This window comes from Paracidovorax sp. MALMAid1276 (assembly GCF_049198005.1).
Taxonomy (GTDB): Bacteria; Pseudomonadota; Gammaproteobacteria; order Burkholderiales; family Burkholderiaceae_C; genus Acidovorax.
The window spans coordinates 13,809-27,888 of the sequence record NZ_JBMIRS010000193.1 but is presented as its reverse complement, the minus strand read 5'-3'; the positions used below and the strand labels follow the sequence as shown (position 1 = coordinate 27,888).

Sequence of the window (14,080 nt, the reverse complement as noted above, 5' to 3'; positions counted from 1 at the left end):
ATGACTGCGCCGCCGCCCGAACCTGCCGCCCCCGCCAACCCCACCTCGCCGCCCGCCCCGGCCCACCGCACCGCAGAAAGCCCCCCAGTGACTGCGCCCTCATCCTCCCCCGCGCAAGCCGCAGCACCATCCGGCACACCAACGCCAAGCCCCGGGAGGCAGGCTTCGCCAGAACCAGCAGAAGCTGCAGCCACGGCGACAGCCACAAAACCATCATCAACCACGGCAGCATCGCAAGCAGCATCGGCGGCCGAGGCAGCGGCGGCTGCGGCTGTCCAGGCCCAGGCACACATCAACGCCGCGCCCCCGGCAGCGGAGCCCCAGCCCGGCAGCACACCCGCGCACCCTGCGCCACCCGTCAACGGCGCCCCACCCTTTTCCGGCCCGGTCATGCTGCACATGCCCGTGGACGTGCGCAACCTCTCGCTCGCGCTGCTGGCCCTGTTCGCCAGCGTGGCCCTGCTGCACTGGGCCAGCGCGGTGTTCATTCCCATCATGGTCAGCCTGCTGATGACCACCGCGCTGCGCCCCGCCGTGGAGGCCCTGTGGCGCCACCGCGTGCCGCGCTGGCTGGGGGCGGGCGTGCTGCTCATTGCCATCGTCTCGGGACTGGCCGGCACCGCATGGGCGCTCAGCGACGGCGCCGTGGAGCTGGTGGACTCGCTGCCCGTGGCGGCCAAGAAAGTGCGCGACAGCCTGCGAACACGATCCAGCGCCCCCAACCCGCTGGACACCGTGCAGAAGGCCGCCACCCAGATCGAACAGGCCGCCAGCGAAAACACCGTGCCCGCACCCACCCGCCGCGGGGTGCAGCGCGTCGTCGTGGAGCGCCCCCCGTTCAACATCCGCGACTATCTGTGGAGCGGCACCATGGGCCTCATGTCCGCGCTGGGCCAGATGACCGTGGTCGTGTTTCTGACCTTCTTCGCGCTGGCCTCGGGCAACCTGTTTCGCAACAAGCTGCTGCGCATCGCGGGCACCAGCCTGGAGCGGCGCAAGATCACCATCCACGTGCTGGAAGACATCACCGGCAACATCCAGCGCTATCTGCTGGTGCAGGTGTTCACCAGCGTGCTCGTGGGCGTGGCCACCGGCGTGGCCTACTGGGCGCTGGGCCTGCAGAACGCCGCCGTGTGGGGCGTGGTGGCGGCCGTGCTCAACCTCGCGCCCTACATCGGCTCCGCCCTCGTCACCGGCGCCTCGGCGCTGGTCGCGTTTTTGCAGTTCGGCACCATCGACATGGCCCTGGCCATCGGCGGCGCATCGCTGGTCATCCACACCCTCATCGGCAACCTGCTGACCCCCTGGCTCACCAGCCGCACCAGCCGCATGAGCCCCGTGGCCGTCTTCGTCAGCGTGCTGGCCTGGGGCTGGCTGTGGGGCCTGTGGGGCCTGCTGCTGGGCATCCCCGTCATGATGGCCGTCAAGGCCGTGTGCGACCGGGTGGAGGATTTGAAGGCGGTGGGAGAACTGCTGGGGGATTGAGGCCGCCCCAGCGTCCGGTCAACCTGTATTGCGCAACCCCGCCGCAATCCCGTTGATAGATATATGAATCCCCGTCTGCACCCGCTCATCCCCCTGCCCCGCGCGCCAGCGGCGCACCAGTTCGACCTGCAGGTGGTGCAGCGGGTCGATGTACGGAAAGCGGTGTTTGATGGAGCGGGCCAGCGCGGTGTTATGCGTGAGGCGTTGCTTGTCGCCCGTGATGCGAGTCAGCGCCTCGGCCGTGCGGTGCCATTCGGCTTCGATGCTGGTGAAGACCTTCTTGCGCAGGCGGGCGTCCGTCACCAGCTCGCTGTAGCGTGAGGCCAGGGCCAGGTCGCTCTTGGCCAGCACCATGTCCATGTTGGACAGCAGGGTACGGAAGAACGGCCACTGGCGGTACATCTTTTGCAGCAGGGCCAGTTGCGCCTTGGGGTCTTTGCCTTCGGCGTTGATGAACACCTCCACCGCCGCGCCAAAGCCGAACCAGCCGGGCAGCGTGAGGCGGCACTGGCCCCAGCTGAAGCCCCAGGGGATGGCGCGCAGGTCTTCGATCTTCTGGCTGGCCTTGCGGCTGGCGGGGCGCGAGCCGATGTTCAGCTCGGCGATCTCGCGGATGGGGGTGCTGTTGAAGAAGTAGTCGGTGAAGCCGGGGGTGTCGTACACCAGCGCGCGGTAGGCGCCCATGCTGGCCAGCGAGAGCTGTGCGGCGGCGTCCAGAAACGCCTTGGTGGCGGGCTTGGTGGGTTGCAGCAGCGTGGCTTCGAGCGTGGCGGCCACCAGGGTTTCGAGGTTGCGGCGGCCGATTTCGGGGTTGGCGTATTTGGATGCGATGACTTCGCCCTGCTCGGTCAGGCGGATCTGGCCGCGCACGGTGCCCGGGGGTTGCGCCAGGATGGCCTGGTAGCTGGGGCCGCCGCCGCGGCCCACGGTGCCGCCCCGGCCGTGGAACATGCGCAGCTGAATGCCGTGGCTGGTGGCGAGTTCGTCGAACAGGTCGACGAGTGCGATCTCGGCGCGGTACAGCTCCCAGTTGCTGGTGAAGATGCCGCCGTCCTTGTTGCTGTCGCTGTAGCCCAGCATGATGTCCTGCTCGCCGCCGCTGCGCTGTACCAGTGCTGCCACGCCGGGCAGGCCGTAGAACTCGCGCATGATGGGCGCGGCATTGCGCAGGTCTTCGATGGTTTCGAACAGCGGCACCACGATGAGGTGGTTCTTCGACTCGGCGTCCAGCGTGCCGCTCATCAGCCCCACTTCCTTTTGCAGCAGCAGCACTTCGAGCAGGTCGCTCACGGTTTCGGTGTGGCTGATGATGTAGTGGCGGATGGCGTCGTGGCCGAAGCGCTCGCGCATCACGCGGGCGGTTTCGAAAATGGCCAGCTCGCCCTGGGCGTGCGCGGAATACTCGGCGCCCACCACGCGCAGCGGGCGCGCGTCATTCAGCAGCTTGATCAGCAGCGCGCGCTTGGCGGCCTCTTGCAGGCCGGCATAGTGGGGCTCGATGCGGGCCTGGGCCAGCAGCTCGGCCACCACGTCTTCGTGCTTGTCGGAGCTTTGGCGCAGGTCCACCGTGGCCAGGTGAAAGCCGAACACCTGCACGGCGCGGATCAGCGGGTGCAGGCGCTCGCCGGCCAGGGCTTCGCCGTGGTGCGATTTCAGCGACGCCTCGATGACGCGCAGGTCGGCCAGAAACTCGTCGGCACTGGCATAAGGGTTTTGCGGCGCCACCGCATGGCGCGCTGCGTCGCCGCCGGTCAGCTCTTTCAGCGACGCGGCCAGGCGCGCGTAGATGCCGGTGAGTGCGCGGCGGTAGGGCTCGTCCACGCGGTGCTCGTTCGTGTCGGGCGAGCGCAGGGCCAGGGCCTCCATCTCGGCCGACACCTGCACCAGGCGGGCCGACAGCGACAGCTCGCCGCCCAGGTAGTGCACTTCGGTCAGGTAGTGGCGCAGGGCCACCTCGGCCTGGCGGCCGAGCGCGTAGCGCAGCGTCTGCGCCGTGACGTTGGGGTTGCCGTCGCGGTCGCCCCCGATCCACTGGCCCATGCGCAGAAAGCTGTGCACGGGGTATTGGCCCAGCTCGCTTTCCAGGTCGGCATAGATCTTGGGAATCTCGCGCAGGAAGGTGGCCTCGTAGTAGCTCAGCGCGTTTTCGATCTCGTCGGCCACGGTGAGCTTGCTGTAGCGCAGCAGGCGCGTTTGCCACAGCTGGGCTACGCGGGCACGCAGCTGGGCCTCGTTGGCGGCCAGCTCGCGCGGGGTGAGCGCGTCCTTGGCGCTGTTGTAGAGCTGGGCGCGCACCTGGATGTCGTCGCGCGCGGCCAGCAGCTGGGCGATGTCGCGCTCGGCATCCAGAATGCTTTTGCGCTGCACTTCGGTGGGGTGGGCGGTGAGCACCGGGGCCACGTAACTGCCGGCCAGCGTCTGGGCGATGGTCTTGGGCGCAATGCCGGCCCAGCGCAGGCGCGACAGGGCCACTTCGATGCTGCCCTCCTGCGTGTCGCCCGCGCGCTCGTGCACGGCGCGGCGGCGGATGTGGTGGCGGTCTTCGGCCAGGTTGGCCAGGTGGCTGAAGTAGGTGAAGGCGCGGATCACGCTCACCGTCTGGTCGCCCGACAGGGACTTGAGCAACCGCTTGAGCGCGCGGTCGGCCTCGTGGTCGGCATCGCGGCGGAAGGCCACCGAGAGCTTGCGCACCTGCTCGACGAGTTCGTAGGCGGCCACACCCTCCTGTTCGCGGATCACATCGCCCAGAATGCGGCCGAGCAGGCGGATGTCGTCGATCAGGGGCTGGTCCTTGTCGGATCGTTTCATGCAGGTGTCTCCGGGAATGGAAAAGAGTGCCCGGCGCTGCCTGCTCCCCTCCCCCGGGGCGCACCAACCCCAGTGCGGGCGCATGCTAGCATCGCCCGCCCCTGAATGATTACAAACAGGTTACGAACTTGAGCATGCCCCAGACCCCCCAATCCCTCGTGATTGCCACACGCGAAAGCCGCCTGGCGCTGTGGCAGGCAGAGCATGTGAAGGCCCTGCTGCAGGCGCACGGCCACACCGTGCAACTGCTGGGCATGACGACGCAGGGCGACCAGATCCTGGACCGTTCGCTGTCGAAGGTGGGGGGCAAGGGCCTGTTCGTGAAAGAGCTGGAAGTGGCGCTGGAACAAGGCCGCGCGCACATCGCCGTGCATTCGCTGAAAGACGTGCCCATGGAGCTGCCCGAGGGCTTTGCCCTGGCCTGCGTGATGGAGCGCGAAGACCCGCGCGATGCCTTTGTCTCGCCGCGCTACGAGAACCTGGACGCACTGCCCCAGGGCGCGGTGGTGGGCACGTCGAGCCTGCGCCGCCAAGTGCTGCTGCAGGCCCTGCGGCCCGACCTGAAGATCGAGCCGCTGCGCGGCAACCTGGACACCCGCCTGCGCAAGCTGGACGAGGGCCAGTACGACGCCATCGTGCTGGCAGCGGCCGGCCTCAAGCGCCTGGAACTGGCGCACCGCATCCGCGACACGTTCACGCCCGCCGCCATGCTGCCCGCCGCAGGCCAGGGCGCCCTGGGTATCGAGGTGCGCAGCGACCGACAAGACCTGATCGACGCGCTGGCGCCGCTGGCGCACCAGCCCACCTGGCTCACCGTGGCGGCCGAGCGCGCGGTGAGCCGCGCCATGGGCGGCAGCTGCTCGATGCCGCTGGCGGCCCACGGCACGATGGCCGCCAGCGTGCTGCAGCTGGATGCTGCCTGGGGCGACACCGAAGGCCAGGCCCCGCTGGTGCGCGCACAGGCCTCGGGCCCCGTCGGCACGCTGGCACAGGCCGAAGCCCTGGGCGAGGCCGTGGCCCAGCGCCTGCGCGCCGGTGGCGCGCGGGGCGCGGGCGCGGCCGCCTCGGCGGGGTAGGCCGCAGCATGCGCCGGGTGATCGTCACGCGGCCCGCCCGCGAGGCGGCGCACTGGGTGCAGCAGCTGCAGGCCCAGGGCATAGAGGCCGTGGCCCTGCCCCTCATCGCCATTGGCCCGGCCACCGGGCCGGGTGCCCACGCCGCCTTGCAGCAGGCGCGCAGCCAGTGGCCGCAGTACCGCGCCCTCATGTTTGTGAGCGGCAATGCGGCCACTTATTTTTTTGAACAAAATGGGCCATCAGCGCTTACTGATAAAGCCCTGACAGCTATCAAAACAAGAGCATGGGCCCCTGGCCCCGGCACGGCGCGCGCGCTGGTGCAGGCGGGCGTGCCGCGTGACCACATCGACGGGCCTGCAGCCGACGCCGCCCAGTTCGATTCGGAGGCGCTGTGGCAGCAGGTGGGCACACAGGTGCGGCCTGGCGACCGGGTGCTGATCGTTCGCGGCCGCTCAGACGGCGTGCACGACAGCGGTGTGGGCACGGGGCGCGACTGGCTCGCAAGGCAGATCGAGGCCGCCGGCGGGGTGGTGGACTACGTGGTGGCGTACGAGCGGGGTGCCCCCACGTTCAGTGCGGACGAAGTGGCGCTGGCGCAACAGGCGGCGGCTGACGGGTCCACCTGGCTGCTGAGCAGCTCGGAAGCCGTGGCCCACCTGGCGCAGGCTCTGCCCACGGTGCATTGGGGCGCAGCGCGCGCGCTGGCCACGCACCCGCGCATCGCCGAGGCCGCCCGCGCGGCGGGTTTCGGCAGCGTGGCGGAGTGCCGCCCGGCACTGGCCGACGTGGTGGCGTCGATAGAATCGGCCGCATGAGTTCCGTGCCCCCCAACGACCCGTTCCTTGCAGCCACTGCAGCCCCGGCCCCTGCTCCGACTGCGGCGCCGGTGGCGGCAGCCGCGTCGGCACCGTCCGCAGGGCGCGGGAGCACCCTGGTCACCGTGCTGCTGGCAGTGGTGGCGGTGGCGGCCCTGGTCGGCTGCGGCCTGCTGTGGCAAAAGCTGGGCAGCATTCAGGAACAGCTGGCGCGGCAGTCCGCCGACTCGGGCGCGCTGGCCATCGAGGCGCGCACCATGGCCCGCCAGGCCGAAGAGCAGGTGCGCGAGACCGCTGCGCGGCTGTCGGTGACCGAAGCGCGCGTGAGCGAGGTGGCGCTGCAACGCAGCCAGCTCGAAGAATTGATGCAGAGCCTGTCGCGGTCGCGCGATGAAAACCTGGTGGTGGACATCGAGTCGTCCATCCGCCTGGCCCAGCAGCAGGCCCAGCTCACCGGCAGCCTGGAGCCGCTGGTGGGCGCCCTCAAGAGCGCGGACCAGCGCATCAGCCGCGCCGCCCAGCCCCGGCTGGCCCCTGTGCAGCGCGCCATCGGCCGCGACCTGGACCGCCTCACCCGCACCGCCGTGGCCGACACGGCCGGCCTGCTCGCCCGGCTGGACGAGCTGGTGCGCCAGGTGGACGACCTGCCCGTGCTGAACGCCGTGGCCCAGGCTGCGGCCACTCGGCGACTGGCGGGTGCAGCCTCCACTGCGCAGGCCGCTCCCTCTTCGTCTGCCGCCCAAGGTGACCAACCCTGGTGGCAGGCCGCGCTGCAGCGCAGCTGGGAGGTGGTGCGCGACGAGGCCCGCACCCTGGTGCGCGTGAGCCGCATCGACCAGCCCGAGGCCATCTTGCTGGCGCCCGAGCAGACCTTCTTCCTGCGCGAAAACCTCAAGCTCAAGCTGCTGAACGCCCGCCTGGGCGTGCTGGCGCGCCAGTACGAGTCGGCCCGCGCCGACCTGGCCGCAGCGACCACGGCGCTCAACAAATATTTCGATCCGGCGTCGCGCCGCACACAGAACGCCGCCAGCACCCTGCAGGCCGCCCAGGCCAGCATGAAGGCGGCCGAGATGCCCCGGCTGGACGAAACGCTGTCTGCGCTGGCAACAGCGGCTGCAGGCCGATAGATGAACCACCCCCTGAGTCGCTTCGCGCCTTCCCCCTCTCTCGTTTTGCTTCGCGAAGCGGGAGGGGGACGCACCCAGCGCACGGGAGCGAAGCGCCGCTTGAACGGCTTGGCGGCCCTTGCGCGGGTGCACTGGTCTTGGGCGCGCCAGTTGCAGTGGCCTGCTTGCAACGCACTCAACAACTGAAGCGATATGCGCGCAGCTCTCTGGCTTTTGGCATTGTTTGGCGTGGCCGTGGCGGCTGCGCTGTTTGCGGGCAACAACCAGGGCACGGTCACGCTGTACTGGCCGCCCTACCGCATCGACCTGTCGCTGAACATGGTGGTGCTGCTGCTGGTGGGCGGCTTTGTCACCGTGTATGCCGCGCTGCGGGCGTTGGCGGCGCTGCTGGAGCTGCCGCGCCAAGCCCGCCGCTGGCGTGTGCAGCAAAAAGAGCGCGCCATGCATGCTTCGCTGCTGGACGCCCTCACGCACATGCTGGGCGGGCGCTTCATCCGCTCGCGCAAGGCCGCCGTGGCGGCGCTGGCGCAGGAGCACGCGCTGGCGGCCGCAGGCGAGGCCGTGCCGCACGGCCGCCAGTTGCGCTCCCTCGCGCACATGATTGCCGCCGAGGCGTCGCATGCGCTGCAGGACAGCGCCACGCGCGAAAGCCACCTGAACGACGCGCTGCAGGAGGCGCCGGCGCGTGGCACGGTGAATGAGCAGGAGATGCGCGAAGGCGCGCAGATGCGGGCCGCGCGCTGGTCGCTGGACGACCGCGACGCCACCGCCGCACTCGACCGACTGGCCGCCCTGCCCCAGGGCGCGGCCCGCCGCACGCTGGCTCTTCGCATAAAGCTCAAGGCCACGCGGCTGGCGCGGCAGACGCAGGAGGCGCTGGACACCGCGCGCCTGCTGGGCAAGCACCGCGCGTTTTCGGCGGCCGCCGCGCAAAGCATCGTGCGCGGGCTGGCCACCGAGCTGATCAACAGCGCCCACGACACCGCCCAACTGCAGCAGATCTGGCTGTCGCTGGAGCCCGCCGAGCGCAACATGCCAGAACTGGCCATCCATGCCGCGCAGCGCCTGGCCGCGCTGGGTGGCGAGGCGGCGCAGGTACGCACCTGGCTGCTGCCGGTGTGGGAGCGCATGGTGGACCTGCCCGATGCCCTGGCCGAGCACCACGCGCTGCGCCTGGTGCGCGCACTGGAGGCGGGCCTCGACGCCGTGGATGCAGCGTGGCTGGCCCGCATCGAGTCCGCCCAGCAGGCCAACCCGCGCGATGCGCGCCTGCAGTACCTGGCGGGCATGGCCTGCCTCAAGCGCCAGCTGTGGGGCAAGGCGCAGCAACTGCTGACCCAGGCCGCGCACCAGCTGGCCGACGCCGCGTTGCGCGCCAGCGCATGGCGGCACCTGGCCGAACTGGCCGAGCAGCGCGGCGACACCGCCGTGGCGGCAGAAGCCTGGAAGAAGGCGGCGCTCGGCCGCTGAGGCGCCGGGCACAGCCCCTTCGTTCCCGCATTCCCCTCCATCATTGCCGGGCCTCACCGGCGGCCAAGCGCGCGCAGCGCCGGGCTCGCCCGTCCACCATCCATGCGTTCCCCTCGGGCACTGAACACGTGCACAAGGGTCTGCAGAAAAATTTCCACCGTTGGGGAACTTTAATCGTTAGCCCCATATCGGTTCAGTTTTTTTGAATTAAGGCATCAATCCTGCTGAAGGCCGGCTGCCACCGCCGTTCCTACACTGCGCAACACCCGGGCACCGCCCGCCCCTCTTGCGCCGACCTTGATGACCGCCTCTGCCCCCCCCGCGCGCCCAGCGCCCCCCAAGACACCGACCGCGCCCGGCCGCTACACGCGCACCGCCATGGCCATGCACTGGGTGCTGGGCCTGGCCCTCATCGGTCTGTTTGGCGTGGGCCTGTACATGACGGGGCTGCCGTTTTCGCCGCAGCGCCTCAAGCTCTACAACTGGCACAAGTGGGCGGGCGTCACGCTGCTGGCGCTGTCTGCATTGCGCCTGCTCTGGCGGCTCACGCACCGCCCGCCCGCCTTGCCCGCCGCCATGGCCCAGGCCATGCCCGGCTGGCAAAAGCTGGCGCACCACGGCACGCATGGTCTTCTCTACGTGCTGTTCTTCGCCGTGCCCCTGATCGGCTGGGCCTACAGCTCGGCCGCCGGGTTTCCCATCGTGTTCCTGGGCGTGTGGCCGTTGCCCGATTTCGTGCCGGTGAGCAAGGAGCTGGCCGAGGCCATCAAGCCCTGGCACCAGTACACCGCGTTTGCCATGGCGGGGCTGGTGGTGCTGCATGTGGCGGCGGCGCTCAAGCACCAGCTGATCGACCGGGATGGCCTGCTGCAGCGCATGTGGGGATGAGCCCTAGCGCCGCTTTCGAATATCTGCACGCCGAGCCGTCCCCACTTTCCCGCGCTTTCCAACGCCTTCACGCGCTTTCACACGCCTTGCCGCGCCTTTCTTCTTCCTTTTTTGATCGGGGTTTCTGAATGAGCTTGTCTTTTGCCTTCTCGCGCAGCTTGCTGGGCGCCGCCCTCGCCATCGGGGCCCAGGCCGCCCTGGCCCAGCAGGCGCTGGTGCCCGCCCAGAGCGAGGTGCAGTTCACCGCGCGCCAGATGGGCGTGCCGCTGGAGGGGCACTTCAAGACGTTCAGCGCCCAGGTGGCGTTTGACCCGGCCAAGCTCGCGACCAGCAAGATGGCGCTCACCGTGGACACCGGCAGCGCCACGCTGGGCTCGCGCGAGACCGACGCCGAGCTGCCCAAGCCCACCTGGTTCAACGTCGCCAAATTTCCGCAGGCGCAGTTCGAGTCGACCAGCATCAAGGCACTGGGCGGCGGCAAATTTGAAGTGGCCGGCAAGCTCACCATCAAGGGCAATGCGCAGAACGTGACCGTGCCCGTGGCGCTGGCCCAGAGCGGCGCCACCACCACCGCCACCGGCACCCTGCCCATCAAGCGCCTGGCGTTCAAGATCGGCGAGAACGAGTGGGCCGACACCTCCATGGTGGCCGACGACGTGACCGTGAAATTCAAGCTGGCGCTGACGGGCATCGGCAAGCTTTGAACGTCCTCTGGACGGCCTTCGAATGCCCTTTGACCGCAGTACCGCCTCTTTCGCCCCCACTTCCCCTGGTTCGTTTCGTAGTTTCTCTTTTCAAGGAGTCTTTTCCATGCGTAAGTCTTTGTTCTCCCTGCTCGCTGTGGCCGCTGCCACAGCCATGACCGCGGGCGCCGCCCAGGCCGCCAACTACGCCATCGACCCCACGCACACGTTCGTGACGTTCGAGATCAGCCACTTTGGCGCCACCACCAACCGCGGCCGCTTCGACAAGAAGCAGGGCACGGTGGAGTTTGACCGCGCCGCCAAGACCGGCAAGGTGGACATCGCCATCGACGCCACCTCGATCAACAGCGGCACGCCCGCCTTCGACAAGCACCTGCAAAGCGCCGACCTGTTCGACGCCGCCAAGCACCCCACGATCAAGTTCGTGTCCGACAAGTTCAGCTTCAACGGCGACAAGGTCAGCGAAGTGAGCGGCCAACTCACCCTGCTGGGCAAGACCGCGCCCGTCACGCTCAAGGCCACGCAGTTCAACTGCTACGACAGCCCCATGCTCAAGCGGGAGGTGTGCGGCGGCGACTTTGAAACCACGATCGACCGCACGCAGTGGGGCATGAACTACGGCGTGGAATGGGGCTTTCCCAAGAACGTGCGCCTGGTGGTGCAGATCGAAGCTGTGAAGCAATAAGCACTCCGCCGCCCGCCCCATGCCAGCCACCCGCGCATCCGCCCGGGTGGCTTTTTTGCGATGGCGCACTGGCAAGATCGAAATTAACTTAACGTAAATGAATTACGAATAGTAGAATCAGGCGATCACCCAAGGAGACACTGCATGAACGCCATCCTGACGCCCGACCTGGCCTCGCTGCCCGCGCCCGCCAAGATCCAGCAGCTGCACCACTACGCCTACAAGGCGCGCGACGCCGAGGAAACGCGCCATTTCTACGAAGACATCCTGGGCCTGCCGCTCTACCACATCATCCAGAGCGACTATGTGCCCAGCACCGGCGAATACTGCCCCTACACGCACTTTTTCTTCCGACTGCAGGATGGCTCGTTCATCGCCTTTTTTGACCTGGGCGACGACATCAAGGCCGAGCCCTCGCCCAACACGCCGCTGTGGGTCAACCACATCGCCTTCCGCGTGAACACCATCGAAGAGCTGGAGAACACCAAGCAGCGCCTGCAGGCACATGGCATCGAGGTGCTGGGCGTGACGGACCACCACATCTTCAAGAGCATCTACTTCTTCGACCCCAACGGCATTCGGCTGGAGCTGTCGGCCCAGCTGGCCAACGAAGAGCAGATGGAAAAAGACAGCACCGTGGCCCACGCGCGCCTGAAGGAATGGACCGCCCGCAAGGAGCAATGGCGCAAGGAGCGCGCAGAAGGCAAGGAGGCAGCGCCGCTCAAGCCGCAGCAGAACGACCGGCCGGAGTTTGCCAAGGACTGAGCAATCCTCTGACTTCGAACAAAAATGGCTCTCAGCGCTTTACCATCAAGCGCTGACAGCTATCAAAAATATAGCATTCACTCTATCGGCACCTGCGGCGCCTGCGGCACTTGCTGCTGCGCCCGCATGATCTGGTGGCGCTGCCAGTAGTCGCCCACCACGGCGTTGAAATAATCCTTTTCCTTTTTCAACCCGGGCAGCTTGATCTTGCTGGTCTTGGCGCCCAGACCGATGGCGTTCTTCTCGGGGTGCGAGACGATGAGCGCGTTGCCGAAGCTGCTTTCCTTGAATTCGAGCGCCTTCACCGCGTCCCAGCCCACGGTCACGCCGTCGGCCAAGGTGCGGATGCCGTCAATGCTGACCTCCACCGTGTCGGCGCCCTTGAGCGCGAACACCACGGGCGGGAAGTACTGCAGCACCAGGGCACGCTCTTCATCGTTGGCGGGCTCGTAGCGGTAGGCCAGGCTGCGCTCGTGGTCTTGCGCGAACTGCTGTTCGTAGTCGCTCCACAGGCGTTGTTCGATGGCGTCGGCGGTGAGGATCTCCTGCACCCAGGTGCTGGCGGGCTTGCGCACCGCGATGGCGCCGTAGTCGTGCTCTTTCAGCGGCATGCCCACGTTGCGCAGGCGTTCGGGCATCGCGGGGTGCGAGTCGAACGGGTGCGGCACGTTGGCGGTTTTCATGGCGTCCACAAAGTCGCTGGACGACGCATACGGTGCCAGGCCCTGGGCCACAAAGCCCGCGATGCCCAGCGTCTCTTGGCCGTGCCGCTCGTTGCGGCCAAACAGCTCGTCCTCGATCTTGAAGCGGTATTGCGCATAGGCCGCAATCTTGACGAGCGACTGCGCGATGGCGCCGGGCGTGACCAGCTTGGCGGCGACGCGGTCGGCCTTGAACTCGCGCTCGCGGCTGTCGCGGGCCAGGGCGATTTCGAAGATGGTGCGGTACAGGTCGAGCAGGGGCGACACCACGGCCGACAAGCCGCCGGTGCGGATGGCATGGCGGTAGTGGTCGAACTGCACGAGCTTGGGGCCCAGGCGGGCGCTGCTCTGGGTGTCGCCACCGCGCAGGTGGGCCAGCTCATGGCCAAACACGGCGTCGGCCTCGCTCTGGTCAAGGATGCGCAGCAGCGGCAGGCTGACGAACAGCGTGCGCCCCGTGAGGGTCTGCGTGCCCACGGTGAGGGGCGCTTCGGTGACGAAGAAGTTGGCGTCGATGCCTGCCACGATGTGCTGGGGCGGCTCGGTGTTGAGGCGCCGGGCCATGTGGCGGATGCGCTTCCAGAGCATGGGGGCATCTTCTTCCGACACCAGCTCGCCCACCGCATGGCTGCCCGCCTGCACCCGCTTGAAGATGCCGGCCACGGCCACGAACACGCCCACTGCCACGGCCAGCCCCACGATGATGATGAGCTTGGGCGAATATTTGTGAAAGAAGAACGCCGTGACCCAGAACGACAGCCACACGGCCATGGCGCCCTGCACCACCAGCGCCGCCGCGCTGGCCCAGGTGGTGAGGCGCCAGCCCGCCACAAAGCTCGCGTACTGCAGCTTGCGGTCCACAAAGGCCAGCGCCCCAAGGCCCAGCACGGCCACCAGCAGCGCCCCGCCGGCCACCAGCGTCCACAGCGAGGCCTGGCGCGCCAGGTGGAACTGCCACACGTCGCCATAGCGCTCGCACAACGCGGCGCGGTAGTCCTGCGCTTCGGGGTCGGTGCTGGTGCAGATGGTGGACGGAGGGTGGGCGCGGTAGTAGTCCTTGCGGGCCTGCTTTTCAGCGGCAGGCAGGGCCCGGTCGGCGTCGATGCGCTGGCTGATGCCGGCCACAAAGCGGGCGTCCTGGTCGCGCTGCACGTGGCCGGCAAAGACGTAGGTGATGGCGGGTATGAAAAACAGCGCGAGCAGCGCATAAGCAAAGACCTTGGCCAGGCCCACCTTCAGAGCAGATTGAATTGTCATGGTTCGGACGTGTGGATTGGCTCGGGCAACGCCACCACCGTCCAGCCGGGCACGGGGCGCGGCCCTGGACTAGCCCATCCCTTGGGCTGCTTGAGTGGTGTGTTGCGCCGACCGTTTGTGTTGTGAGTTGTCGATCCGGAAGGCACGCGTGGAGCCCGGTGCGCGTTGTGCGCCCACCCTCCCGCTCCATGCGCGGCGATTATGGGGACGCACGCGGCAGAACGCGCCGCATCAAGGTAACAAATCGATAGCGGCACCCGCTGCCTGGGCGCCCGCGAAGCGCCTTGGCGCTCCCCGTA

Annotated in this window: 11 protein-coding genes; 9 read left to right on the top strand and 2 right to left on the bottom strand. The window is 68.2% G+C overall.

Features of this window, described 5'->3' with window-relative positions; translation table 11 throughout:
• The gene (locus ACOQFS_RS14135) at positions 1–1,485 is read left to right on the top strand and encodes an AI-2E family transporter (protein WP_421563460.1); all 1,485 of its coding nucleotides are present in this window, start codon (positions 1–3) and stop codon (positions 1,483–1,485) included.
• Between the two features lie 18 nt (positions 1,486–1,503).
• On the opposite strand, the gene ppc is transcribed toward ACOQFS_RS14135, so the two are convergent.
• Complete coding sequence (gene ppc, locus ACOQFS_RS14130) at positions 1,504–4,293, bottom strand: phosphoenolpyruvate carboxylase (RefSeq protein WP_421563459.1); 2,790 nt, start codon at positions 4,291–4,293, stop codon at positions 1,504–1,506.
• Between the two features lie 134 nt (positions 4,294–4,427).
• On the opposite strand from ppc, the gene hemC reads away from it, so the two are divergent.
• The 8 genes from hemC (at position 4,428) to ACOQFS_RS14090 (ending at position 11,823) form a co-directional block, all read left to right on the top strand.
• Complete coding sequence (gene hemC / locus ACOQFS_RS14125) at positions 4,428–5,369, top strand: hydroxymethylbilane synthase (protein ID WP_421563458.1); 942 nt, start codon at positions 4,428–4,430, stop codon at positions 5,367–5,369.
• Positions 5,370–5,377: 8 nt separating this feature from the next.
• Entirely contained in the window at positions 5,378–6,184 is an 807-nt protein-coding gene (locus ACOQFS_RS14120) for a uroporphyrinogen-III synthase (RefSeq protein WP_421563457.1), read from the top strand.
• Complete coding sequence (locus ACOQFS_RS14115) at positions 6,181–7,311, top strand: uroporphyrinogen-III C-methyltransferase (RefSeq protein WP_421563456.1); 1,131 nt, start codon at positions 6,181–6,183, stop codon at positions 7,309–7,311. Before ACOQFS_RS14120 ends, ACOQFS_RS14115 begins: the two co-directional genes overlap by 4 nt.
• Before the next feature lie 192 nt (positions 7,312–7,503).
• The gene (locus tag ACOQFS_RS14110) at positions 7,504–8,781 is read left to right on the top strand and encodes a heme biosynthesis HemY N-terminal domain-containing protein (protein WP_421563455.1); all 1,278 of its coding nucleotides are present in this window, start codon (positions 7,504–7,506) and stop codon (positions 8,779–8,781) included.
• A 300-nt stretch (positions 8,782–9,081) separates the two neighbouring features.
• Positions 9,082–9,669: a cytochrome b gene (locus tag ACOQFS_RS14105; RefSeq protein ID WP_421563454.1), complete on the top strand. Its 588-nt coding sequence runs from the start codon at positions 9,082–9,084 to the stop codon at positions 9,667–9,669.
• A gap of 128 nt (positions 9,670–9,797) precedes the next feature.
• The gene (locus tag ACOQFS_RS14100; protein ID WP_421563453.1) at positions 9,798–10,373 is read left to right on the top strand and encodes a YceI family protein; all 576 of its coding nucleotides are present in this window, start codon (positions 9,798–9,800) and stop codon (positions 10,371–10,373) included.
• Between the two features lie 106 nt (positions 10,374–10,479).
• Positions 10,480–11,058, top strand: coding sequence for a YceI family protein (locus ACOQFS_RS14095; protein ID WP_421563452.1), 579 nt, complete (start codon positions 10,480–10,482; stop codon positions 11,056–11,058).
• Positions 11,059–11,202: 144 nt separating this feature from the next.
• Entirely contained in the window at positions 11,203–11,823 is a 621-nt protein-coding gene (locus ACOQFS_RS14090; protein ID WP_421563451.1) for a VOC family protein, read from the top strand.
• Between the two features lie 77 nt (positions 11,824–11,900).
• Here ACOQFS_RS14090 and ACOQFS_RS14085 read toward each other — a convergent pair whose 3' ends face one another.
• The gene (locus ACOQFS_RS14085) at positions 11,901–13,781 is read right to left on the bottom strand and encodes a M48 family metallopeptidase (protein ID WP_421563450.1); all 1,881 of its coding nucleotides are present in this window, start codon (positions 13,779–13,781) and stop codon (positions 11,901–11,903) included.
• Between the last annotated feature and the right edge of the window lie 299 nt (positions 13,782–14,080).

Bases quoted from the DNA above. Each gene is read 5' to 3' on its own strand.
- ACOQFS_RS14135 (WP_421563460.1), top strand. From the start codon at position 1: ATGACTGCGCCGCCGCCCGAACCTGCCGCCCCCGCCAACCCCACCTCG.
- ppc (WP_421563459.1), bottom strand. From the start codon at position 4,293: ATGAAACGATCCGACAAGGACCAGCCCCTGATCGACGACATCCGCCTG.
- hemC (WP_421563458.1), top strand. From the start codon at position 4,428: ATGCCCCAGACCCCCCAATCCCTCGTGATTGCCACACGCGAAAGCCGC.
- ACOQFS_RS14120 (WP_421563457.1), top strand. From the start codon at position 5,378: ATGCGCCGGGTGATCGTCACGCGGCCCGCCCGCGAGGCGGCGCACTGG.
- ACOQFS_RS14115 (WP_421563456.1), top strand. From the start codon at position 6,181: ATGAGTTCCGTGCCCCCCAACGACCCGTTCCTTGCAGCCACTGCAGCC.
- ACOQFS_RS14110 (WP_421563455.1), top strand. From the start codon at position 7,504: ATGCGCGCAGCTCTCTGGCTTTTGGCATTGTTTGGCGTGGCCGTGGCG.
- ACOQFS_RS14105 (WP_421563454.1), top strand. From the start codon at position 9,082: ATGACCGCCTCTGCCCCCCCCGCGCGCCCAGCGCCCCCCAAGACACCG.
- ACOQFS_RS14100 (WP_421563453.1), top strand. From the start codon at position 9,798: ATGAGCTTGTCTTTTGCCTTCTCGCGCAGCTTGCTGGGCGCCGCCCTC.
- ACOQFS_RS14095 (WP_421563452.1), top strand. From the start codon at position 10,480: ATGCGTAAGTCTTTGTTCTCCCTGCTCGCTGTGGCCGCTGCCACAGCC.
- ACOQFS_RS14090 (WP_421563451.1), top strand. From the start codon at position 11,203: ATGAACGCCATCCTGACGCCCGACCTGGCCTCGCTGCCCGCGCCCGCC.
- ACOQFS_RS14085 (WP_421563450.1), bottom strand. From the start codon at position 13,781: ATGACAATTCAATCTGCTCTGAAGGTGGGCCTGGCCAAGGTCTTTGCT.